The 24493-nt window shown below is 71.6% G+C and carries 14 protein-coding genes; 12 read left to right on the forward strand and 2 right to left on the reverse strand.

Annotation, left to right across the window (positions count from 1 at the left end):
• The first annotated feature begins 85 nt into the window (after positions 1-85).
• Both guaB and ACFVT5_RS01375 read left to right on the forward strand, forming a co-directional pair.
• Positions 86-1591 (forward strand): IMP dehydrogenase, encoded by a 1506-nt coding sequence (gene guaB, locus ACFVT5_RS01370; RefSeq protein WP_389880178.1) that lies wholly within the window; start codon positions 86-88, stop codon positions 1589-1591.
• A gap of 128 nt (positions 1592-1719) precedes the next feature.
• Complete coding sequence (locus ACFVT5_RS01375; protein WP_389880180.1) at positions 1720-2844, forward strand: GuaB3 family IMP dehydrogenase-related protein; 1125 nt, start codon at positions 1720-1722, stop codon at positions 2842-2844.
• 748 nt (positions 2845-3592) lie between these two features.
• On the opposite strand, the gene ACFVT5_RS01380 is transcribed toward ACFVT5_RS01375, so the two are convergent.
• Positions 3593-4849: a nucleotide sugar dehydrogenase gene (locus tag ACFVT5_RS01380; protein ID WP_389880182.1), complete on the reverse strand. Its 1257-nt coding sequence runs from the start codon at positions 4847-4849 to the stop codon at positions 3593-3595.
• Between the two features lie 268 nt (positions 4850-5117).
• Here ACFVT5_RS01380 and ACFVT5_RS01385 point away from each other — a divergent pair, with 268 nt between their 5' ends.
• Positions 5118-6827 (forward strand): glycerol-3-phosphate dehydrogenase/oxidase, encoded by a 1710-nt coding sequence (locus ACFVT5_RS01385; protein WP_389880184.1) that lies wholly within the window; start codon positions 5118-5120, stop codon positions 6825-6827.
• 10 nt (positions 6828-6837) lie between these two features.
• On the opposite strand, the gene ACFVT5_RS01390 is transcribed toward ACFVT5_RS01385, so the two are convergent.
• Complete coding sequence (locus ACFVT5_RS01390; RefSeq protein ID WP_389880186.1) at positions 6838-7875, reverse strand: serine hydrolase domain-containing protein; 1038 nt, start codon at positions 7873-7875, stop codon at positions 6838-6840.
• A 589-nt stretch (positions 7876-8464) separates the two neighbouring features.
• Here ACFVT5_RS01390 and ACFVT5_RS01395 point away from each other — a divergent pair.
• From ACFVT5_RS01395 to ACFVT5_RS01435, 9 genes are all read left to right on the forward strand, one after another.
• The gene (locus tag ACFVT5_RS01395) at positions 8465-10171 is read left to right on the forward strand and encodes a serine/threonine-protein kinase (RefSeq protein ID WP_389880188.1); all 1707 of its coding nucleotides are present in this window, start codon (positions 8465-8467) and stop codon (positions 10169-10171) included.
• Positions 10172-10314: 143 nt separating this feature from the next.
• Entirely contained in the window at positions 10315-12783 is a 2469-nt protein-coding gene (locus ACFVT5_RS01400) for a protein kinase (protein WP_389880190.1), read from the forward strand.
• A gap of 907 nt (positions 12784-13690) precedes the next feature.
• Positions 13691-15280, forward strand: a complete 1590-nt coding sequence (locus ACFVT5_RS01405) for a serine/threonine-protein kinase (RefSeq protein WP_389880962.1) — start codon at positions 13691-13693, stop codon at positions 15278-15280.
• 23 nt (positions 15281-15303) lie between these two features.
• The gene (locus ACFVT5_RS01410) at positions 15304-16950 is read left to right on the forward strand and encodes a serine/threonine-protein kinase (protein ID WP_389880192.1); all 1647 of its coding nucleotides are present in this window, start codon (positions 15304-15306) and stop codon (positions 16948-16950) included.
• A gap of 118 nt (positions 16951-17068) precedes the next feature.
• Complete coding sequence (locus tag ACFVT5_RS01415; RefSeq protein ID WP_389880194.1) at positions 17069-18712, forward strand: serine/threonine-protein kinase; 1644 nt, start codon at positions 17069-17071, stop codon at positions 18710-18712.
• A 135-nt stretch (positions 18713-18847) separates the two neighbouring features.
• On the forward strand, positions 18848-20485 hold the full coding sequence (locus ACFVT5_RS01420) for a succinic semialdehyde dehydrogenase (protein WP_389880195.1): 1638 nt from the start codon (positions 18848-18850) through the stop codon (positions 20483-20485).
• A 25-nt stretch (positions 20486-20510) separates the two neighbouring features.
• Positions 20511-22343 carry a GMC oxidoreductase gene (locus ACFVT5_RS01425; RefSeq protein WP_389880197.1) on the forward strand — a complete coding sequence of 611 codons (1833 nt, stop codon included), beginning with the start codon at positions 20511-20513 and terminating at the stop codon, positions 22341-22343.
• Between the two features lie 99 nt (positions 22344-22442).
• Positions 22443-23732 carry a sensor histidine kinase gene (locus tag ACFVT5_RS01430; RefSeq protein WP_389880199.1) on the forward strand — a complete coding sequence of 430 codons (1290 nt, stop codon included), beginning with the start codon at positions 22443-22445 and terminating at the stop codon, positions 23730-23732.
• Positions 23729-24391: a response regulator gene (locus ACFVT5_RS01435; RefSeq protein ID WP_389880201.1), complete on the forward strand. Its 663-nt coding sequence runs from the start codon at positions 23729-23731 to the stop codon at positions 24389-24391. Before ACFVT5_RS01430 ends, ACFVT5_RS01435 begins: the two co-directional genes overlap by 4 nt.
• The last annotated feature ends 102 nt before the right edge of the window (positions 24392-24493 follow it).

The raw sequence follows: 24493 nt of genomic DNA on the forward strand, positions 1-24493 counted from the left end.
TTCGGTTGACTGGGCGGGGCAACGGTGCCCAATGTTCCCGTAGCATGGACATCCGCACCGATCAAGGCCATTTGGGGAAGGTGTCATGACTGCCAACGTCGACGGAGTGCCCGAGAAATTCGCGACACTCGGGCTGACCTACGACGACGTGCTGCTGCTGCCGGGCGCGTCCGACATGGCGCCCGACCAGATCGACACCGCCTCGCACATCTCGAAGAACGTGCGGGTGAACATCCCGCTGCTGTCCGCCGCCATGGACAAGGTCACCGAGTCCCGGATGGCCATCGCCATGGCACGGCAGGGCGGCGTCGGTGTCCTGCACCGCAATCTGTCCATCGCCGACCAGGCCAACCAGGTCGACCTGGTGAAGCGGTCCGAGTCCGGCATGGTCACCGACCCGATCACCGTCCACCCGGACGCGACGCTGGGCGAGGCCGACGCGATCTGCGCCAAGTTCCGTATCAGTGGCGTACCGGTCACCGACGGTGGCGGCAAGCTGCTCGGCATCGTCACCAACCGTGACATGGCCTTCGAGGCGGACCGTACCCGTCAGGTGCGCGAGGTCATGACCCCGATGCCCCTGGTCACCGGCAAGGTCGGCATCTCCGGCGTGGACGCCATGGAGCTGCTGCGCCGGCACAAGATCGAGAAGCTGCCGCTCGTCGACGACGGGGGCATCCTCAAGGGCCTGATCACGGTCAAGGACTTCGTCAAGGCCGAGAAGTATCCGAACGCCGCGAAGGACGCCGAGGGCAGGCTCCTCGTCGGCGCGGCCGTCGGGGTCGCCGGGGACTCCTTCGAGCGGGCCCAGGCCCTGATCGAGGCGGGCGTCGACTTCATCGTGGTCGACACCGCGCACGGCCATTCCCGGCTGGTCGGCGACATGGTCGCCAAGATCAAGTCGAATTCGTCGGGCATCGACGTCATCGGCGGCAACATCGCCACCCGGGACGGCGCCCAGGCCCTGATCGACGCCGGAGTCGACGGCATCAAGGTCGGCGTGGGCCCCGGTTCCATCTGCACCACCCGGGTCGTCGCAGGTATCGGCGTACCGCAGGTCACCGCGATCTACGAAGCCTCGCTCGCCGCGAAGGCCGCCGGCATCCCGGTGATCGGCGACGGCGGCCTCCAGTACTCCGGTGACATCGCCAAGGCCCTGGTCGCCGGCGCCGACACCGTGATGCTCGGTTCGCTGCTCGCGGGCTGCGAGGAGTCGCCGGGTGAGCTGCTGTTCATCAACGGCAAGCAGTTCAAGTCGTACCGCGGTATGGGCTCGCTCGGCGCGATGCAGACCCGGGGCGAGCGGAAGTCGTTTTCCAAGGACCGGTACTTCCAGGAGGGCGTCGCGTCCGACGAGAAGATCGTGCCCGAGGGTATTGAGGGCCAGGTGCCGTACCGCGGCCCGCTCTCGGCCGTCGTGCACCAGCTCGTCGGCGGACTGCGTCAGTCGATGTTCTATGTCGGCGGACGCACCGTCCCCGAACTCCAGGACCGCGGCCGTTTCGTCCGGATCACCTCGGCGGGCCTCAAGGAGAGCCACCCGCACGACATCCAGATGACGGTCGAGGCACCCAACTACAGCCGTAAGTAGCCGTAAGCAACAGCCGCGAGTGATCCGTACGCGCGCGTGGAGGGCGGTTCCGGAGGTCCGGGGCCGCCCTCGTCGCTTGGGTCGGGGATACTGGAAGGCGCTGAAGCGCAGAGGGAAAGGCCACACACGTGACTGAGATCGAGATCGGGCGCGGCAAGCGCGGCCGGCGGGCGTATGCCTTCGACGACATCGCCGTCGTCCCGAGCCGTCGTACGCGCGACCCGAAGGAGGTCTCGATCGCCTGGCAGATCGACGCCTACCGCTTCGAGCTGCCGTTCCTGGCCGCCCCCATGGACTCGGTCGTGTCGCCGCGTACCGCCATCCGCATCGGCGAGCTGGGCGGCCTCGGCGTGCTCAACCTCGAAGGTCTCTGGACCCGGTACGAGGACCCGCAGCCGCTGCTCGACGAGATCGGGGAGCTGCCGGCCGACGGCGCGACCCGTCGCCTTCAGGAGATCTACGAGGCGCCGATCAAGGAAGAGCTGATCGGGCAGCGCATCAAGGAGGTGCGGGACTCGGGCGTCGTCACCGCCGCCGCGCTCTCGCCGCAGCGTACGGCCCAGTTCTCGAAGGCCGTCGTGGACGCCGGTGTCGACATCTTCGTGATCCGCGGGACCACGGTCTCCGCCGAGCATGTCTCGGGTGCCGCCGAGCCGCTCAACCTCAAGCAGTTCATCTACGAACTCGACGTACCGGTGATCGTCGGCGGCTGTGCCACGTACACGGCGGCGCTGCACCTGATGCGGACCGGTGCCGCCGGTGTGCTCGTCGGGTTCGGCGGCGGCGCCGCGCACACCACGCGCAATGTCCTCGGTATCCAGGTGCCGATGGCCACGGCGGTGGCGGATGTGGCGGCGGCCCGGCGGGACTACATGGACGAGTCCGGCGGTCGCTACGTCCACGTCATCGCCGACGGTGGTGTCGGCTGGTCCGGTGACCTGCCCAAGGCCATCGCCTGCGGTGCGGACGCCGTGATGATGGGGTCGCCGCTCGCCCGTGCGACGGACGCGCCGGGTCAGGGGCACCACTGGGGCATGGAGGCCGTCCATGAGGACGTGCCGCGCGGCACTCGCGTCGACCTGGGCGTGGTCGGTACCACGGAGGAGATCCTCACCGGTCCCTCGCACATTCCCGACGGCTCGATGAACTTCTTCGGCGCCCTGCGCCGCGCGATGGCGACGACCGGCTACAGCGAACTCAAGGAGTTCCAGCGCGTCGAGGTCACGGTGGCGGACTCGCAGCACAAGAGGTAGCGGGACGCTGCGCTCGGCTCGACCGCGTCCGACCGCACGAAGGGGCCCGGTCACTCACACAGGTGGGTGACCGGGCCCCTTCGTGTTGTCCGGCTTACCCAAACGGCCCTGGTGGGGGGCGCGTTGTGCGCCAGGGGGCGCACGGTTGCGTTCGGGGCGAATGTGGGCCGAATGGCCGTGTCGGGTCGCTAGTGTCGGTGTCCGGCGCCCCAGTTCTCAGGGGGCGCCCCCTTCCAAGGACGTCGTTCCGGACCCCGGCCCTCGGGGCCCGGCCCGAGTTCTGAACATGCCGCCTACCGGGTCAATGGGTGGCGATGTGGAAGGGGGCGCACCATGGGTCGCCACCGCAAGCCCACCCGCTGGGACCGTATCCGTCTGCGGACGGTGCAGTGCTGGAGGAGGTGGATTTTGCGGATTTTTGGATGGTGAGCGGCCGCCCCCACAGAGACTAGGGGCGGACACCCGTGAATCAACCAGGAGCCTGCCGCAGCACCCACTGCGGTGGGCTCCACCTATTTGTACGGTACCCGATCCGTCGAGGGACGGTGCGGTGCCGGAGGGGATGGATTTTTGGATGGTGAGCGGCCACCCCTACAGAGATTAGGGGTGGACACTCTGCGAACCATCAGGAGCCTGCCGCAGTACTGCATTACCCGCTGCGGTAGGCCCCACCTGTTTCCACGGTAGCTTCGGGGCCCTTCCGTGCGCCACCAGTCTCAGATGCTCGGGCTGTTCCGCGCGCCCCCCTTCACAACCTGTGCGCCGCCCCCGTGGGGGTTGCCCCCCTTGTGTCCAGCAGGAGTTGGGCCTTTACCGACAGGCCCTGCAAGTCGTAGGTCCGGTGGTGTTGCAGCAACAGGGTCAAGTCGGCTTCCGCTGCCGCTTCGTAGAGGGAGTCCGCGCGGGGGACCGGGCGGTCCAGGATGTTCCAGGCGGGGACGTACGGGTCGTGGTAGCTGACGGAGGCGCCGAGTTCCATCAGGCGGGTGGCGATCTCCCGTGCGGGGGAGTTCTGTTGGTCCGCGAGGTCGGGCTTGTACGTGACGCCGAGGAGCAGCACGCGGGCGCCCCGCGCGGACTTGCCGTGTTCGTTGAGCAGGGTCGCCGCTCGCTGGATGACGTACTGCGGCATATGGCTGTTGACCTGCTGCGCCAGTTCGACCATGCGGAGGGGGCGGACCGTGTGGTGCGGGCCCGAGAGGTCCTGGGGGACGCCGTGGCCGCCGACTCCCGGGCCCGGCCGGAACGCCTGGAAGCCGAACGGCTTGGTCTCCGCGCAGCGGATGACGTCCCACAGGTCGACGCCCAAGTCCTGGCAGAGGACGGCCATTTCGTTGACGAGCGCGATGTTGACGTGTCGGAAGTTGGTCTCCAGGAGCTGCACCGTCTCCGCCTCGCGCAGCCCCCGCGCGCGGACGACCTTGTCGGTGAGGCGCCCGTAGAAGGCGGCGGCCGATTCGGTGCAGGCGGGGGTGAGGCCGCCGATGACCTTGGGCGTCGCGGCGTAGCGGTGGGCGCGGTTGCCGGGGTCGACCCGGCTCGGCGAGTACGCGAGGTGGAAGTCACGGCCCGCCCGCAGTCCCGAGCCCTGTTCCAGGAGGGGCAGCAGGAACTCCTCGGTGGTGCCGGGGGATACCGGTGACTCCAGGATGACGGTGGTGTGGGGGCGCAGCCGTGTGGCGAGGGCGCGTGCCGCGTCGCCCACTTGGCCCAGTTCCGGCGAACCGTCGGCGCCCCGTGGTGTCGGGGCGCAGATGACGGCCGTACGGACCCGGCCGAGCCCTGTCGGGTCCGCCGTCGGCCGGAAGCCCCCCGAGAGCATCCGGCGCAGATCGGCCGAGGTCAGGACGCCGCCGTCCACGGCGTCCGCCGGGAAGCGGGCCACCGGGCGGTCGGGCGAGAGCCCCGGGTCGTAACCGAGCGTGTCGATGCCGGCGGCCACGGCTGCCTGGGCGAGAGGCAGTCCGAGGTGGCCGAGTCCGATGACGGCGAGATCTGCGGGCATGGCGGTGGGCCGTCCTTCCCAATAGCCGGAGCGGGAGGATCACGCAAGTCCTGTGGACAAGGTGGACCAGCGCAATGTCAGACTAGGAGTAAATATGACCGTTATGCGGTATTGGGTGCCCGAGATTCACCGAGTGTTGTCCACAGTCCAGCCATGCGTGGTGGCTGAAGTCGGGCGGTCCGGCAAGAATCGGAAAAGACTGGGAAAGAGGGGGAGTGAGTACGGGCACCGATCGGTGCGGCCGACTCGCCTGTGACGGGAGGCAGCGGTGAGGACAGCGACACTGGGGCCGGAGGAGCGCGCCGAGGCACTCGCGGCCATGGCCGAGCGGGAGCTGGACATCCTGGTCGTGGGCGCGGGTGTGGTGGGTGCGGGTACCGCCCTCGACGCCGCGACCCGGGGCCTGAGTACCGGAATCGTCGAGGCCCGCGACTGGGCGTCGGGCACGTCGAGCCGGTCGAGCAAACTGATCCACGGCGGGCTGCGCTATCTGGAGATGCTCGACTTCGCGCTGGTCCGCGAGGCACTCAAGGAGCGCGGACTCCTCCTGGAGCGCCTCGCCCCGCACCTCGTGAAACCGGTGCCGTTCCTGTACCCCTTGCAGCACAAGGGCTGGGAGCGGCTGTACGCGGGCTCGGGCGTCGCCCTGTACGACGCGATGTCGATGGCGCGCGGCCACGGCAGGGGTCTGCCCAGGCACCGGCATCTGACCCGCCGTCATGCCCTGCGGGTCGCCCCCTGCCTCAAGAAGGACGCGCTGACGGGCGCCCTTCAGTACTACGACGCGCAGATGGACGACGCCCGCTATGTGGCCACGCTGGTGCGCACGGCGGTGGCGTACGGCGCGAAGGCCGCCAACGGCGCGCGGGTCACCGGTTTCCTCCGTGAGGGCGAGCGGGTCGTCGGCGCGCGCGTGCAGGACATGGAGGGCGGCGGTGAGTACGAGATCAGGGCGAAGCAGGTCGTCAACGCCACGGGTGTGTGGACCGACGACACGCAGGCGATGGTCGGCGAGCGCGGCCAGTTCCATGTCCGCGCGTCCAAGGGCATCCATCTGGTCGTACCGAAGGACCGCATCCACTCGACGACCGGGCTGATCCTGCGGACCGAGAAGAGCGTGCTGTTCGTCATCCCGTGGGGCCGGCACTGGATCGTCGGCACCACCGACACCGACTGGGACCTCGACAAGGCCCACCCGGCGGCGTCGAGCGCCGACATCGACTACCTCCTGGAGCACGTCAACTCGGTGCTCGCGGTGCCCCTCACGCGTGACGACGTGCAGGGCGTGTACGCGGGCCTGCGGCCCCTGCTCGCCGGTGAGTCGGACGCCACCAGCAAGCTCTCCCGGGAACACACGGTGGCGCACCCGGTGCCGGGCCTGGTGGTCGTCGCGGGCGGTAAGTACACGACGTACCGGGTGATGGCGAAGGACGCCGTGGACGAGGCGGTGCACGGCCTGGATCAGCGCGTCGCCGACTGTGTCACGGAGGAGACGCCGCTGCTCGGCGCGGACGGTTACCACGCGCTGTGGAACGCCCGCGCGCGGACCGCCGCGCGCACCGGAATCCATGTCGTCCGCGTGGAGCACCTGCTGAACCGGTACGGATCGCTCAGCGAAGAGGTGCTCGACCTGATCGCCGCCGACCCGACCCTCGGCGAACCCTTGCAGGGCGCCGAGGACTATCTGCGCGCCGAGGCGGTGTACGCGGCGACGCACGAGGGCGCCCGTCATCTGGACGACGTCCTCACCCGGCGGACCCGCATCTCGATCGAGACCTTCGACCGGGGTACGCGGTGCGCGCGGGAGGTCGCGGAGCTGATGGCGCCCGCGCTGGGCTGGGACAAGGACCAGATCGAGCGGGAGGTGCAGCACTACGAGAAGCGGGTGGAGGCGGAGCGGGAGTCGCAGCGGCAGCCGGACGACCTGACGGCGGACGCGGCGCGGCTCGGCGCACCGGACATCGTCCCGCTGGGCTGACCCCGGCCGCTCATGGTCCGGAACCGTTCGGGCAGAACTCGGCCGTCAGCAGGGCCCGTTCCGCGCTCGGGGCGAGCAGGGCGTCGGAGTCGGTGCGGTAGGTGAGGACGTGGTGGCCGTCGCGGGAGGCGGCCACCCGGACGTAACTGCCGGCGATACGGCCGTCATGGCCCCAGACGGTCGTACCGCACGGCAGCGTCACCGCGTCGAGGCCCATGCCGTACGTGCCGTCCGTGGCGGTCGTGTCGAGCATCGCGCGCAGTTGCGCGGTCGGCAGGAGGTCGCCGCCGAGGAGGGCCGCGTAGAAGCGGTTCAGGTCGTCCAGCGTGGAGACGAGTTCGCCCGCCGCGCCCGCCACCCGCGGATCGACCTCGGTGACCTCGCGCCCACCGGCGGTGTAGGACACGCCGTGCGGTGTGGGGAGGGTGGTGCGGGACCCGGGGAAGGACGTGCCGGTCAGCCGCAGCGGGCGGATCACGCGGCGCTCGGCCTCCTCGGCGTACGAGTGTCCGGTGACCTGCTCGATCACCAGGCCCAGTACGACGTAGTTGGTGTTGGAATACGCGAACCGGCCCCGGGATGACGGCGGGTGGGCCACGGCGAGACTTATCGCCTGGCGGGGTGTCAGGGGGACCCTGCCCCGGGTGTCGGCGGCGAAGTCGCGCAGACCACTGGTGTGGGTGAGCAGGGACCGCAGGGTGAGCGCGCGGCCGTCGTTGCCGTGACCCTGTATCAGTCCGGGGAGGTGGCGGTCGACGGGGTCGGAGAGGGAGAGGCGGTGTGCGGCGGCGAGTTGAAGGACGACCGTCGCTATGAAGGTCTTGGTGACACTGCCCGCGCGGAAGCGGTCGGCGCGGCGGATGCCCGTACCGGTACGGGCGAACCGGCCGCCGGACAGGAGCGCGGCCGTACGGGCCTTGCCCTTGCCCGTGAACAAAGGAAGGGTGGCCTTCGAGATCGGGGGTACGTGAGCCGGTGAGCTGCCCGGGGCCAGGAAGAGCAGGGCCAAGGCCAGCGGCAGGGCCAGAAGCGCGGGGCGTACGGGCATCGGGGTCCTTCCCAGTGTGCGGAACATCATGCGCGACGGCGGACCCTGAGCGCCGACCGGTCCCCGGGTAAGGGACAATGAAGGCTCTGTCAGGGCGGGTTGCATGAGGGGACGCATGTCGGAGGCGGAGCGGGACCGGGGGGCCGGTGGGCGCGACGACGCCGGGGCTGACCTGAGCACGGAGGCCGGGGGCGGCGGTGCCGGTGGCTCGGACAGCCGTGACGGTGTGACCGGTTCGGACAAGGGGGACGGTGTGTCCGGTTCGGATCCGCGGCAGGCTCGGCCGGATCAGGTGGCGGATCAGGTGCCGGATCGAGATCGGGTGCCGGATCAAGGGGCGGACCGGGCGGCCGAGGCGGCCGACGAGGACGCTCCCGCGCCGGAGGACGACATCCGTACCGGCACGGGCAAGGCTGCCGACAAGGAGCCGGAAGATCCTCGGTCGGAACCCTCTCCGTCGGATTCCCCTCGCTCCGAACCCTCTCGGTCCGATCGGTCGGAACCTCCTCGGAAGGCCCCCCAGAACAAGGCCGCCGCTCCCGGCGCGCGGACCGATCGGCTGCTCGCCGGGCGGTATCGGCTCGGGGACGTGCTCGGGCGGGGCGGTATGGGCACCGTCTGGCGGGCCAAGGACGAGATGCTCGGCAGGACCGTCGCCGTCAAGGAACTCCGGTTCCCCAACAGCATCGACGAGGACGAGAAGCGCCGCCTGATCACCCGTACCCTGCGCGAGGCCAAGGCGATCGCGCGGATCCGCAACAACAGCGCGGTCACCGTCTTCGATGTCGTGGACGAGGACGACCGGCCGTGGATCGTCATGGAACTCGTCGAGGGCAAGTCCCTCGCCGAGGCCATCCGCGAGGACGGACTCCTGGAGCCCCGCCGCGCCGCCGAGGTGGGACTCGCGATCCTCGACGTGCTGCGCGCCGCCCACCGCGAGGGCATCCTGCACCGCGACGTCAAACCGTCGAACGTCCTCATCTCCGACGACGGCCGTGTCGTCCTCACCGACTTCGGTATCGCCCAGGTCGAGGGCGACCCGTCCATCACCTCGACCGGCATGCTCGTCGGCGCGCCCTCGTACATCTCGCCGGAGCGGGCGCGCGGCCACCGGCCGGGACCCGCCGCCGACCTGTGGTCGCTCGGCGGACTGCTCTACGCGGCGGTGGAAGGCGTTCCGCCGTACGACAAGGGATCTGCCATCGCGACGCTCACCGCGGTGATGACGGAACCGGTCGAACAGCCCAAGAACGCGGGCCCGTTGGAAGAGGTCATCTACGGGCTGCTCGCCAAGGACCCCGAGCAGCGGCTCGACGACGCGGCGACCCGGACCATGCTGCTCGGTGTCATCAACGCGCCCGAGGCCACGCCGGAGCCCCCGGCCGACGCGACCCGGGTCGTCCCGCTGCCGCCCGTGCCGCCCACGCCTCCGGTGCCGAAAGCCTCGCCGAAGACCGCGGCGCCCGTTGCCGCGAACGCCTCCGTGGCCGCCCCGCCCGCCCCGCCCACCTCACCTCCCGCCGCCAAGGCGTCCCTCACGGACGTCGTCCCGCGCCGCACCCTCGTCGTCATCGCCGTCGTCGTCGCGCTGGCCGTGCTCGGTACGGTCCTGGCGATCGTGCTCCGGGGCGGGGGCGACGACACGGCGGCCGACGGCGGCACCGGCGGGAAGCCGTCCGCGTCCAGCGGGGCCACCGCCGGCGGGGACCAGGGCAAGGACGACAACAGCGGCAGCGGTTCCGGGGACTCCGGCGACAAGGGCAAGGACAAGGGGTCCGACAAGGAGACCGGGGCCAGTTCCAGCCCCGGGTCCGGTGTCGGGAACAACCCCGCCGACCCCAGTCCCGACAGCAGCACCGGAACCGGCGCCGAGAGCACGTACCGCCATGCGCAGGGCTTCTCGATCGGGCTGCCCAAGGGGTGGAAGTACGCGTCCACGGACGCGGCCGGCGCCCGGTTCACCGGGCCCGACGATCAGCGGCTGCTCGTCGGCTGGACGTCCGCGCCCAAGGACGACGCGGTGGCCGACTGGAAGAACCAGGAGAAGGGCATGCGCCGGGCCCAGTACGAGCGGATCCGGATCGAGAAGGTGGACTTCCGGGACTGGGAGGCCGCCGACTGGGAGTTCACCTACGTCGACGGCGGTACCAAGTACCGGTCGATAGACCGTGGCTTCGTGGTCGGCGCGAAGCTCGGTTATGCGCTGATGTACACGTCGAAGGCGGACAACTGGGACGACGAGGAACGGCGCGCCACGTGGCAGACGTTCACACGGACCTTCCAGCCGAAGTCCTGAAACCGTCACTCTCGGTGAGTTCCGGCATCCCTCCGTACGGGCACGCATTAGGCACGTATCGTGAGTGGTTGCCGACCGTACGCAGCCGTAACAGGTCGCGTGACGAACGGAATTGACCGCCGGGCGGACAGGGGGAAGGTGTCGTGGACGACTACGCGGGGCGCGTGCTCGCGGACCGCTACCGCCTGCCGCTGCCGCCGTCCGACGCGTACGAGCCGTCGTACACCCGGGCCTTCGACACGTACAGCGGTCAGGAGGTCCATGTCCGGCAGGTGCCGCTGCCGGAGATCGTCGAGGCCGAGGTGCTCGACGCGGACGGGCTGCCCGAGGGGTTCGTGCACCGTGACGGTGTGCCACCGGGAGGCGGGGCCGGGCGCGGGGCGTGGCGCGGGGGCCCAGGCACTGCCGGGCGGTCCGGTGATCCGGCGGTGCGGCGCGCGATCGAGGCCGCGCAGGCCGCCGCGCAGATCCCCGACCATCCCCGGCTCGACCAGGTCTTCGACGTGTTCGCCGAGGGCGGTTCGCTGTGGATCGTCAGCGAACTGGTGCCCGCCCGGCCGCTGTCCGCGCTGCTCACCGACGCGCCGCTGACGCCGTACCGCGCGGCCGAGGTCGCCGCCGATGTGCTCACCGCGCTGCGGGTACTGCACGCGCACGGCTGGGTGCACCGCAACATCACCGTCCGGACCGTGCTGATCTGCGACGACGGGCGTGTGATGCTCACCGGGCTCGCGGCGGGGGCGGCCGAGGAGGCGCTGTGCGGGTACGACCCGCGGCCCGAGACGGACGCCGACGGGGTGCCCGACGCGGGGCCCTCGCAGGTCAACGCGCCGCCGACGCCAGGGGGTTCACTGCCGGCGGCGCGGGGGGCCGGGGGCGGCGCTCTGACACCGCGGCTTCCGTCGCCCGAGTCCGACGCCCGTGCCGCGCGTGCGGGCGCCATCGCCGCGTACCGCGCCGGGGCCAGGGCCGCCGCCCGGGTCAACGAGGAGCAGCGCGGCGGCGGTTCCGGTGGGCTGCCCGAGGGGCTGACGCCGACGCCGTCGCCGGAGCCCGACCGTGCCGATCCGCATGGCCGGATCACCGATCCGTACGGGGTGCGCCGACCGCCGGGTACGTGGCACGGGGCGCTGCCCCGGGGTGGGTCGGCCGCCGCGCTGCCGCCGGGTTCGGCGGTGCCGGGTTCGGCCGGGGGCAATGGGCCCGCGCCTGTCCCTGTACCGCCCGCTTCCGTACCGGCCGGCGGTCCGGTGCCGCAGTGGGACGTCCCCAACCCCCGTCGTGGTCCCGCCACCGCGCTCGCCGCCGACCGGGCCCGGCAGGCGCGGATGGCCGTCGTGGGGCCCGTCACCGAGCGGTGGGCGCCCGAACAGGCCGGGCCCGTGCACGACAACTGGCAGCTCGCCGCGCCGATCGGTCCCGCGACGGATCTGTGGGCGCTGGGCGCGCTGCTGTTTCGCGCGGTGCAGGGGCATGCCCCGTATCCGGAGGACAGCACCACCGAGTTGGTGCAGCTCGTGTGCGCCGAGCCGCCCGCGTTCGCCGAGGAGTGCGGGCCGCTGCGGCCTGTGGTCGAGTCGCTGCTGCGTCAGGACCCCACCGAGCGCCCCGACTTCGAGGAACTGCGGGGCTGGCTGCGGTCGTTGGTGCGGTCGGCGCCGGAGGCCGAGGCGGGGAACGAGGTGATCGTGGCTCCGCCGGCCGACCCGCGCCGGTTGCCGATTCTGCGGCGGCGGGGGGAGCTGGTGCGCCGGCGCCGGTCCCGTGCGTCCCGTGCGTCCGCCGGCGCGGGGCACCATGGGCGGCACAAGCGGGCCGGTACGCGTGCGGATGCCGGTATGCGTGGGGGCGGCGGTCGGAGTGGGACCGGTCGGAGTGGGCCCGCCAAGCTGGGCCGGACCCTCCTCGTGCTGATTCTGCTCGGGCTGGTGGCGGCCGTGGCGTATGCGGTGGTGTTCATGCCGAAGGCCGATACGAGTGAACGGACCGGGGCGACCGGTGCGACGGGGGGCGTGAGCCCTACGCCGGGTCGCTCGTCGGACAGCGGTACGGGTGCGGGTGCGGGTGCCGGTGAGACTCCCGCCGGTGACGGGGGCGGTGACGCGAAGCCGTCGAAGAGTCCCGGGTCGCAGAAGCCGCAGACCACCGGGCCTGATCTGCCCCGGGGTTTCACGCTGCGCAAGGACAGTGAGGGATTCCAGGTCGCGGTGGCCTCCGGCTGGGACCGGTCGCCCAAGAACGGCCAGGGCCAAGTGGTCTACAGCAAGGGCGACTTCGAACTCATCGTCGTCCCCGGGCGCGACAGCACCAAGGTGTACGGATCCGACCCGATGACGTATCAGCGGGAGCGGGAGGCCGAGTTGCAGCCGTTCCGGGACTCGACGTGGGCCACGTCGAGCGGGATGCGGCGGATCGAGGTGGGCGGGCGCGCGATGGCCGAGGGCCAGTTCACCTGGCAGGACGCTCAGGGCCGCACGACGTACGTCCGCAACATCGCGATGAACATCGCCGGCCGCTACCACGTCCTCCAGGTAAGGGGCCCGGACGCGGAACGGGACGAGGTATCCCGCCTGTACGAACAGGCGTCCGCCACTTACGAGCCCACGAACTGACCCCGTAACGGGGACGGGGTCCTGCCCGGAGGGGTGCCGCGGCTGCGGTGGGAAGATTCGCCTGCCGGCGGTGAGAGTTCGGTGGAGTTCGTGAATGTGTCAGGTGGCGGGGCCTCGGTCATTCCGCCGAACACTCGCCGTGCGAGCGCGCCGCCGTCGCGGCGGGAAGAGGCGGCTGGTGGTGGGTTGGGGCGGGTTGCGACTTCCGGCGGGTGTCCGGCTGTTGGTACGGGGGTGGTGGGGTGCGGTTCCGGCCCGGCTGGGCCGCACCGGTGAGGGTTCGGCGGAATGTGTGTCTGCGTCAGGCGGTTGAGCCTGGCCATTCGCCGTGCGGGCGCGCCGCCGCTGCGGTGGGAAGAGGCTTCTGGCGGTGGCGGGTTGGGGGCTGGAAGCGAATTTCGTCGGTGCGGGTCCGGCCCGGCAGGGCCGGTTCTTTTCCGCCGCAGCCGTGGTGCGCCACGGCGTTGAGAGTTCGGCGGAATCTGTGGCTGCGTCAGGCGGTTGGGCCTGGTCATTCGCCATGTGGGCGTGCCGCTTCTGCTGGTGGCGGGTTGGGGCTGGAAGCCGACTCTCGTCGGTGCGGGTCCGGCCCGGCTGGGCCGGTTCCTTTCCCGCCGTAGCCGTGGTGCGCCACGACGTTGAGGGTTCGGCGGAATGTGTGATCGCATCAGGCCGGCGGCCCGCCGCTGCGGGCGGAAGAGATCCCGGCCGGTCCGGTCGTACCAGGACCATTTCCCGCCGTCGCGGGCTGAAGCCACCCCCGATCGGCCCGGGTTGGGCCGGATGACCACCCCCGTGGTGGGGCACGGTCGCGTCGGGAACTGGCGTCCGCACAGGGGCGCGGGTCAAGTCAGCGCAGCGCTACGCTGGGCCGTGCCCAAGACCATTGCGGGGGAACGTGAATCAGATGCAGGGCCTGCTGCTGGCCGGCCGGTACCGGCTCGGTGAGTCCATCGGGCGCGGTGGGATGGGCCGGGTGTGGCGGGCCCACGACGAAGTGCTGCACCGGGCGGTGGCCGTCAAGGAGTTGACGGCCGCTCTGTACGCGCCGGAGAGCGAGCGCGCCGTCCTGCTCGCCCGCACCCGCGCGGAGGCCCGCGCCGCCGCCAGAATCACGCACCCCGCCGTCGTCACCGTCCACGACGTACTCGAACACGACGACCGCCCCTGGATCGTCATGGAACTCATCGAGGGCCCCTCCCTCGCCGACGCCGTCAAGGAACGGCAACCGGCGCGGATCGAGCCCGCCGAGGTCGCCAGGACCGGACTCTGGGTGCTGCGCGCGCTCCGTGCCGCGCACGCCGCCGGCGTCCTGCACCGGGACGTGAAACCCGGCAACGTCCTGCTCGCCCGGGACGGCCGTGTTCTCCTCACGGACTTCGGTATCGCCCAGGTCGAGGGCGACACCACCATCACCAAGACCGGCGAGATCGTCGGGTCGGTGGATTACCTGGCTCCCGAGCGTGTGCGGGGCGCCGACCCCGGGCCCGCATCCGACCTCTGGGCGCTCGGCGCGACGCTGTACACGGCGGTCGAGGGCGTGTCCCCGTTCCGCAGGACCACACCGCTGACGACGATGCAGGCCGTGGTGGACGAGGAGCCCGAGGAACCCGTCCACGCCGGCGCGCTCGGCCCCGTGATTACCGCGCTGCTCCGCAAGGACCCCGAGGCCCGCCCGACGCCCGACGAGGCCGAGCAGATGCTCGCCGAGGCCGCGGAGGGGCGCCGTCCGCAGACGGCACAGGCGTATGTGCCCACACGGGCCGTGACTCCGGACGAGGTCACCGCGGTACGCGCGACAGCGCCCGGGACACCGGGCTCCGGCTCCGGCACGTACCCCACCCACCCCGCCGCCCCCACCCCTACACATCGCCGCCGCTGGCCCCTTGTCGTCTCCGTGCTGGTCGCCGCCGCGCTCCTCGGCGGCGGTGGCGCCCTGGCGCTGCGGTACGCGGACGGGCAGCGCGGTGACCAGGGCAGCCCGTCCGTATCGGCCCCCGGCGAAACCCAGCCATCCACCGGAGGCCCCTCCCAACAGCCCGCCGGGTCCATACCCGACGACTGGATACGGGTCCACGACGCCGAGGGCTTCAGCCTCGCCGTCCCGAAGGGCTGGAAGCGGCAGGTCTTCGGCAACCAGATCGACTACACACCGGACAACGGCGACCACTTCATACGGATCGCCATCGACAAGAGCCCCGACTTCGAGAACGCCTATCTCCACCAGATCGACCTCGACAAGCAACTCGCCCGGCTGCCCGACTACAAGCGCCTCGGACTGCGCTCCAACTTCTTCCGCGACCTGCCGGGCTCCCTCTGGGAGTTCACCTGGACGGCCGCCGAGAAGGACCCGTTCCCGGGCCCGCGCCGCGCCATCGAGCAGACGTACGTCGACCGTGACGGCGTCGAGTACGCCCTCTACATGTCGTCGCCCGCCGCCGACTGGGACACCACACGGGAGCAGTTCGACGCGATGCTGCGAGGCTGGCAGCCCTGACGGGGTGCGGCATGATGGGTCGCATGGGGACCACGGGGGAGAACGTCCGTGTCATCGCGGGGCGTTACCGTCTTCAGGAGCGGCTCGGCCGGGGCGGTATGGGCATCGTGTGGCGCGCCGCCGACCAGCTCCTCGACCGCGATGTCGCCGTCAAGGAGCTGATCCTCGACCTGTCGCTGTCCGAGGAGGACGCGCGTCAGCAGCGTGACCGGACCCTGCGCGAGGCCCGAGCCGTCGCCCGGCTGCGGCATCCGCACCTGGTCGTCGTGCACGATGTCGTGGAGCACGAGGAACGCCCGTACATCGTCATGGAGTTGATCGAGGGCGGCTCGCTGGCGGATCGGCTCGCGCGCTCCGGCCCGGTGGACGCGGACGAGGCCGCGCGGATCGGTCTCGCCCTGCTCGGCGCGCTCCGCGCCGCGCACACGGCGGGGGTCCTGCACCGCGACCTGAAACCGGCGAACGTCCTCCTGGAGGCCGACACCGGCCGGGTCGTGCTCACCGACTTCGGGATCGCCCGGGTCGCGGGCGCCACGACGCTCACCGAGAGCGGGCAGTTCGTCGGCTCACCCGAGTACACCGCGCCCGAGCGGATGTCCGGCGTACGGACCGGGCCCGAGGCCGATCTGTGGTCGCTGGGGGCGCTGCTGTGCGCGGCGCTGAGCGGTGCGTCGCCGTTCCGCAGGGACTCGCTCGGCGGCATCCTGCACGCCGTCGTCCACGACGAGATCCACCCGCCCGCCGAGGCGGCGCCCCTGCTGCCCGTCGTACGGGGGCTCCTCGACCGCGACCCGGACACCCGCCTGGACGCGGCCGGCGCGGAGGCACTGCTGCGGGATTACGTGGCCGGGGGCACCGTCGCCGACCGGGTGGACGAGCGCCCGGGGGACCGTAACGCCGCCGCGCCCCACCCCGCGTACACGCCGACTCAGCGCGATGTGCCCAGCACCCCGGCGCCGCGCGGATCCGGGACGCCTCCGGCCGAGGCGTTCGGGGTGCCCAAGAAGCCTGTGGGGAACGGGCGTTCGGCGCGGCGGCTGCTGATCACGGCCGCGTTGGTCGCCGCCGTCGCGGGCGCCGGGGTGTCCGCCGCCGTGCTGCTGATGGACCGGGGCGACCGGCACGCGGGTGCGGCGGGGGCAAAGCCCGCCACCACCAAGCCGACGGCCACGAATCCGACGCCCACCGATTCGACTTTCGTCACCCCCAACACCCCTACCGCGCCCGCCGGTTACCGCGTGGCCCAGGACCCCGACGGATTCTCGGTCGCCGTCCCCGACGGGTTCAGGCGCAGCCCGGAAGGCCCACGGATCTTCTACATCTCGCCGGACTACGAGTTCCGTATCGGCATCAAGACGGCCGACCCGGAGGCGGGCGGACCGGTCGCCGTGATGCGGCGCTCGGCCGCCAAGGGACCGGACAACAACCCGGGTTACCGCGACGGCGAGGTCACGCCGACCACGCACGACGGCCGTACGGCGGCGCTGTGGGAGTTCACCTGGAACGGCTTCACGAAGGCCGAGGGACCCCGGCACACCTTCGACCTGTGCTGGGAGGAGGGCGGCCGGATGTACGACATCTGGGTCTCGGCCCCGGTCGCCAGGACGGCGGAGGCCCGCGCGTACTTCGACACTGCGGTGGACTTCTTCACGCCGGGCGCCCCTCGCTGACCCCCACCGGGACCCTCACCGGGACCCCCTCCCCGTACCCCAACTCCTTTGTCACGGTGCTGCATCCGCTGATCCCGGCCGGTGGTGGGGTGCGGGGCCGGTTCGCCAGGATGGGGAGATGACGAACCACGGGGGAGACCGGGACGAGCCCACCAGCTACGGGCTCAGGCCACCGCAGGCCCAGGAGGCAGCCCAGGAGACCGCTCAGGAGACGGTGCCGTACCAGCCGTCCGCCCCGGGACCCGCAGCCCACGAGCCCACGCACCACCACCACGACGGCGAGCGACAGGACGGCGGGCGGCTCATCGGTGGCCGCTACCGGCTCGTCGCCCGGCTCGGCCACGGCGGTATGGGCACCGTATGGCGGGCCAGGGACGAGGTCGTGGAGCGGGAGATCGCCGTCAAGGAGCCCCGGCTGCCCGGCGAGTGGGGCGAGCGGCAGCGCGCGACCGCGTACGAGCGGATGCAGCGGGAGGCACGGGCGGCGGCGCGGATCGACCATCCGTCGGTGGTGACCGTGCACGACGTGGTCGTGGAGGACGGGCGGCCGTGGATCGTGATGGAGCTGGTGCGGGGGCAGTCGCTCGCCGATCGGCTCCACGAGGGCACCCTCGACCCCCGCGAGGCCGCCGAGGTCGGACTCGCCGTCCTGGACGCGCTCAGGGCCGCGCACGAGGCGGGTGTCCTGCACCGCGACGTCAAGCCCGACAACGTACTGCTCGGCCGGGGCGACCGGGTCGTGCTCACCGACTTCGGCATCGCGCAGGTGGAGGGCGAGCAGCAGCTCACCGAGACGGGCGAGTTCATCGGCTCCCCGGAGTTCATCGCGCCGGAACGGGTCCTCGGGCAGCGCCCAGGGCCCGCGTCCGACCTGTGGTCACTCGGGGTGGTGCTGTACGCGGCCGTCGAGGGCGTGTCGCCGTTCCGCCGCTCGCACACCCCGGCGACGCTGCAAGCCGTGCTGTCCGCCGAGCCGCAGGTGCCCGCGCGCGCGGAGGGCCCGCTCGCCACCGTGATCATGCAACTGCTGCGCAAGGAGCCCGGGGCGCGTCCCCCGGCGGCCGAGGTGCGCGAGGCCCTGGCGTCGGTGGCCGGGCTCGCGTCCACCCGGGTGGGGCCCGGTCGGCTGTCCCGCGCCGCCCGCTGGGTGCCGCCGGTCCTGGTCGGCAGCCGGCGGGCGCGGTATGGGCTCGGCGCGGGCGTGCTGGCCGTGGTACTCGCGCTGACGCTGCTGATCGTGAACCCGTTCAGCGGCGACGACCTGCCGGACGGCTGGCTGGTGCGGCCCGAGCAGGAGACCGTACGGGCGTCGCTCGCGGTGCCCGACGACTACGAGCGCTCCGAGGGAGAATCCGGCGACAACGTGAGGTTCTACGACCCGAGCAATGTCTTCCAGATCTACGTGGAGCGCCGGACGGTCTCGGGCACCGGAAAGAGCTGGCTCAAGGGCGCCGCCTGGGCCAAGTTCTACCGCGACGGCGGGACGGACGGCACCCAGATCAAGGACGAGCGGGTGACCAGCCGGACCACCTCGCACCAGGGCGCCACGGCCTACGAGACCGTTGTCGACTGGACCCCCTACAGCAGCACGGAGGACAACCCGTACCGCTACCGCTACCACGATCTGTTGATCCCCCAGGGCGGCGACAGCGGGACGTACTGGCGGTTGCAGATCTATATGCCGGCCGAGGGCTGGGCGCATCCGGCGGGGGAGCGGCTGTACCGGGACGTCGTGGCCCATCTGGAGCTTCAAGGGCTGTGAGAACACCTGCCAGGGCTGTGACAACCTGCTGATCAGCGGCTTTTTGCCAGTGATCGCTGGCGTCGTGTGTGCGGTCGGTGAAAGCTCGTTACCGACGGGTACCCAAAAGTGGGACAGGGGCTTACGCTCACGCCCATGACGGACTCGCAGGCCACCGCTGCCCCGCACGGCGCCACCCCGGACCCGATCGGCACCAACCCGCTCGCCCCCGCCCCGGCCGGTGCCCGCACCGCGGTGGACGTGGTGACGCCCGAGCTGGTCGCCCAGCTCACCCGGGACGTCGTCGGCTCCGGCCGTACCGCGAACCACACCCCGTTCACCGGCGAGAAACTGGCCGACCTGCCCGAGTCGACGCCCGAGGACGTGGCCACCGCCTTCGAGCGGGCCCGCGCCGCGCAGACCGTGTGGGCCGCCATCCCCGTACGGCAGCGCGCCGCCGTCCTGCTGCGCTTCCACGACCTGGTGCTCGCCCGGCAGGCCGAGGTGCTCGACCTCATCCAGTTGGAGACCGGCAAGGCCCGGCTGCACGCGCACGAGGAGGTGCAGGCCGTCGCGGTGGCCGCGCGCCACTACGGCCGCAAGGCGCCCGCGTATCTGCGGCCCAAGCGGCACGCCGGCGCAGTGCCGACGCTCACCAAGGTCACCGAGCTGCGTCAGCCGCGCGGCGTCGTCGGGCAGATCGCGCCCTGGAACTACCCCCTCGAACTGTCCGTCGGGGACGCGTTGCCCGCCTTCGTCGCGGGCAACGCCGTCGTGATGAAGCCCGACACCGAGACCGCGCTGACCGCCCTGTGGGCCCGTGACCTGCTCATCGAGGCCGGACTTCCGGCGGGTGTGTTCCAGGTCGTGCTCGGTGAGGGCCCGGTCGTCGGGCCCGAGGTGGTGCGGCACGCGGACTACGTCTCCTTCACCGGCTCGACCCGCACCGGGCGCGAGGTCGCCCAGGGCGCGGCGGCCCGCCTGGTCGGTGTGTCGCTCGAACTCGGCGGCAAGAACGCGATGCTGGTCCTGGCGGACGCCGACCTCGACAAGGCGGCGGCGGGTGCGGTCCGTGCCTGCTTCTCGTCGGCGGGTCAACTGTGCATCTCCATCGAGCGGTTGTATGTCCACGAGTCGGTCGCCGACGCGTTCGTGGAGCGGTTCGCGGCCCGGACGAAGGCGATGCGCCTGGGCCGTTCCCTCGCGTACGGCGCCGAGATGGGATCGCTCGTCGGCGCACGGCAGTTGGAGACGGTCACCCGGCATGTGGACGAGGCGGTCGCCAAGGGTGCCACGGTCCTCGCGGGTGGGGTCGCGCGCCCGGACATCGGCCCGTACTTCTACGAGCCGACCATCCTCGACGGCGTCGAGGCGCCGATGGCCGTGTGCGGCGAGGAGACCTTCGGACCCGTCGTGTCCGTGTACCGCTTCACGGACGAGGACGACGCGATCGAGCGCGCCAACGCCACCTCGTACGGGCTGAATTCCTCAGTGTGGACGAAGGACGGCCGACGCGGTCGCGCGATCGCCGCCCGGCTGCGCTCCGGCACGGTCAACGTCAACGAGGGCTACGCGTCGGCGTACGGCAGTGTCCAGGCGCCGATGGGCGGCATGAAGGACTCCGGGCTCGGCAGGCGGCACGGCTCCGAGGGCATCCTCAAGTACACGGAGGCGCAGACCGTCGCCCAGCAGCGCGTCATGCCGATGGCGCCCGCGTTCGGCATGGACGACGCCAAGTACGCCGCTTTCATGAGCCGCAGCCTGCGCGCGATGAAGGCCCTTCGACTGCGCTGACCAGCACTTCTCTACGGAGGTATCGGTGTCACAGGACAAGTCTGTCCCCGGCCGGGACGACCGTCAGGACGCGTACGACCACACCGAGGGCCCTGGCTACGACTATGACGTGGTCGTCGTGGGCTCCGGATTCGGCGGTGCGGTGTCGGCGCTGCGGCTGACCGAGAAGGGCTACCGGGTCGGCGTCCTGGAGGCCGGGCGCCGCTTCACCCGCGAGGAACTCCCCCGCACCTCCTGGGACTTGAGGAACTACCTCTGGGCCCCGTCCCTCGGCCTCTACGGCATCCAGCGCATCCATCTCCTCGGCAAGGTGATGGTCCTCGCGGGCGCCGGAGTCGGCGGCGGATCGCTCAACTACGCCAACACGCTGTACGTACCGCCCGCCGCGTTCTTCGAGGACCCGCAGTGGAAGGACATCACCGACTGGCAGGACGAGTTGAAGCCGTACTACGACCAGGCGCGGCGGATGCTCGGGGTGCGGCTGAATCCGACGATGACCCCCTCGGACGTCCACCTCAAGGCGACCGCGCAGGCGATGGGCGTGGGCGACAGCTTCCATATGGCGCCGGTGGGCGTGTTCTTCGGCGACGGTGACGATGCCGACGGGACGTGCGGGGCGAAACCCGGCGAGGAGGTCGCCGACCCCTACTTCGGCGGCGCGGGGCCGTCCCGCAAGGCGTGCACCGAGTGCGGTGAGTGCATGACCGGGTGCCGGCACGGCGCGAAGAACACGCTCAACGAGAACTATCTGCACCTCGCCGAACGGGCGGGCGCCGTCATCCACCCGATGACCTCCGTCGTCGCGATCACCGAGGACTCCCGGGGCGGCTTCGCGGTCAAAACCCTGCCCACGGACGGGAAACGCAAGAGCGAGGGCCGTACGGTCACCGCCCACCGCGTCGTCGTGGCGGCCGGTACCTACGGCACCCAGACCCTGCTGCACCGTATGAAGGACAGCGGTCTGCTGCCCCGGATCCCGGACCGGCTCGGCACCCTGACCCGGACCAACTCCGAGGCCCTGGTGGGCGCGCAGACCGACAACCGGCGCTACCGCAAGAAGCACGGCGCGGCGAAGGTCGACTTCACCCAGGGCGTGGCCATCACCTCCTCCGTCCACTCCGACGCCCACACCCACATCGAACCGGTGCGCTACGGCAAAGGCTCCAACGCGATGAGCGGGCTGACGATCCTTCAGGTGCCGTACGCCCAGGGGCACCGGGTGGCCGGCTGGCTCGGTTCGATGGCCCGGCATCCGCTGCTCGCCCTGCGGTCGCTGTCCAGTCGGCGCTGGTCGGAGCGGACCATCATCGCGCTGGTGATGCAGTCACTCGACAACTCCCTGACGACGTACCGCAAGACATCCGGCATCGGCAAAGGGCTACTGACGGCACGTCAGGGGCATGGGGCCCCCAACCCGGACCAGATCCCGGAGGCGACCCGCGCCGCGACCCTGCTCGCCGAGGAGATCAACGGCTTCGCGGGCTCCAACATCGGTGAGCTGATGGGCACTCCGCTCACCGCGCACTTCCTCGGCGGCTGCCCGATCGGCGCCTCACCCGAGACCGGTGTGATCGACCCGTACCACCGTCTCTACGGGCACCCCGGGATCTCCGTCGTGGACGGCTCGGCGGTCTCCGCGAACCTCGGCGTGAACCCGTCCCTCACGATCACCGCGCAGGCCGAGCGGGCCATGGCGTACTGGCCGAACAAGGGCAAGCCCGATACGCGTCCCGCGCAGGGCGCCGGGTACGAGCGGGTCGCGGCGGTCGCGCCCCGGACACCGGCCGTGCCGGAAGGGGCGTTCGGGGAGCTGAGGCTGCCGTTCCTGGGGATGCCGGCGGTGCCGCCCAAGAAGTGACCGGGCCGCCGGGGGCGGTCGGCCGGGGAGTGCATGGGCCCAGGGGTTTACGCCCACGGGCCGATGCCCCGCCCACCAGGGCCTGGATACGCTCGCGCCATGGATGCCACCCCCTCCGCCACCGGGCGACCGCACGCCGTGCGTCGCGGGCGCACGGTGCTGCTGTGGGCCTCGGCCGCGCTGCTCACGCTGATCCTGTCCAACCTGGTGCTGCGGGTCCCGATCGGTCTCGGGGACACGGCCTTGCAGCCGGGGCCGCTGCTCGCGATGGCCGGTGTCGTGCTCGCCGGGGTGCTGCTGTGGCGGTTCCCGCTGACGACGCTCGTCCTGCTGCTGCTCATCCAGCAGACCCTCGTGTTCCTGACGGTGACGCCTCAGCTCACGATCGCGCAGATGCTGCCGGCCGCCGTCGCGCTCGGCCGGATCGCGGGTACCAGGAGCCGCCGGGTCGCGGTGCCGGTCGCCTGCTTCACCGTGCTGGAGTTGATCGTCACGCAGCTCGGCAGGCCGGGGCACGACGGTCCGACGCTGCTCGACCAGATCCAGCTCCCGGCCGTTGTCCTCGCCTGGCTGATCGGCGACTCGATCCGCCGTGAGCGCGCGTTCGCCGTGGCCTCGCACGCGCGGGCCACCGAGCAGGCGATCACCGCCGAACGGCTGCGGATCGCCCGCGAGTTGCACGACATGGTCGCGCACAGCATCGGCATCATCGCGATCCAGGCGGGCGTGGGCCGCCGGGTCATCGACACCCAGCCCGCCGAGGCCAGGGAGGCGCTGCGGGCCATCGAGACCACCAGCAGGGAGACCCTGTCGGGGCTTCGGCGCACCCTGGTCGCGCTGCGGCAGGCCGAACCGGTCACGGGGGAACCGGTCACGCGGGACGGGGAGCGGGCGGGCCGTGCCCCGGCGCCGGGCCTCGCGGACCTGGACCGGCTCGCGGTGGCCACCGGGGACGCGGGCATCGAGGTCGAGGTGGTCAGGACCGGTGAGCGGTACCCGCTGCCGTCCGACATCGACCTGTCCGCGTACCGCATCGTCCAGGAGGCGCTGACCAATGTGGTGCGGCACGCGGGCACCCGGCACTGCCTGGTCACCGTCGACCAGGGCGCCGACGAACTCGTCCTGGAGATCACCGACGACGGCAAGGCGGTGCCGGGTGGCGCTTTGGGTGAGGGATTCGGACTGACCGGGATGCGGGAGCGGATCAGCTTGCTGCACGGCGAGTTCAGTGCCGGGCCGCGTCCCGGGGGCGGGTTCCGGGTGAGGGCGAGGGTGCCGCTGCCGGAGCGCGCCGGGAGACCGGACCGGGCCGGGGAACGGGACCGTGCTGTGGGACCGGACCGTGCCGGGGAATCGGACCGTGCCGGGAAAGGGGAGGCCGCCCGATGACGATCCGTGTCGTCCTCGCCGACGACCAGCCCCTCGTACGCTCCGGGCTGCGCGTCCTGATCGCCGACCAGCCCGATCTGGAGGTCGTCGGGGAGGCCGCCGACGGTACGGAGGCCGTCCGGCTGGCCCGGGAGATCCGCCCGGACGTCGTCGTGATGGACATCCGTATGCCCGGCGTGGACGGTATCGAGGCGACCGGCCGCATCATGGCCGACCCTGGCCCGACCAGGGTCCTCGTCCTGACGACCTTCGACGAGGACGACCATGTGTACGGGGCGCTGCGCGCGGGCGCGAGCGGATTCGCCGTCAAGGACATGGCCCTGGACGACATCCTCGGGGCGATCCGTGTGGTGGCCGCCGGGGACGCCCTGATCGCGCCGGGTGTCACGCGTCGGCTGATCGCGGACTTCGTGAAGCACCGGGCCCCCGGGACGCGCCGCCCGCACCGGCCGGTCGAGGGCATCACCGAACGCGAACGTGAGGTCCTGGTCCTGGTCGGCCGGGGCCGCACCAACAGCGAGATCGCCGAGGAACTCTTCATCTCGGTCGCCACCACCAAGTCGCATGTGGCGCGCCTGTTCACGAAACTCGGCGCCCGCGACCGGGTGCACCTGGTGATCACGGCGTACGAGATGGGCCTGGTGGCACCACCGGGCTGAGCGGATGACCGTAACCGGCCTGAGCGCGCGACCACGTGGGACGGACTCCCGGCGTGCGGGACGGACTCCTGGCGTGCGGGACGGACCCGGACACGCGGAAGG

The organism is Streptomyces sp. NPDC058001 (assembly GCF_042886315.1).
Classification (GTDB): domain Bacteria; phylum Actinomycetota; class Actinomycetes; order Streptomycetales; family Streptomycetaceae; genus Streptomyces.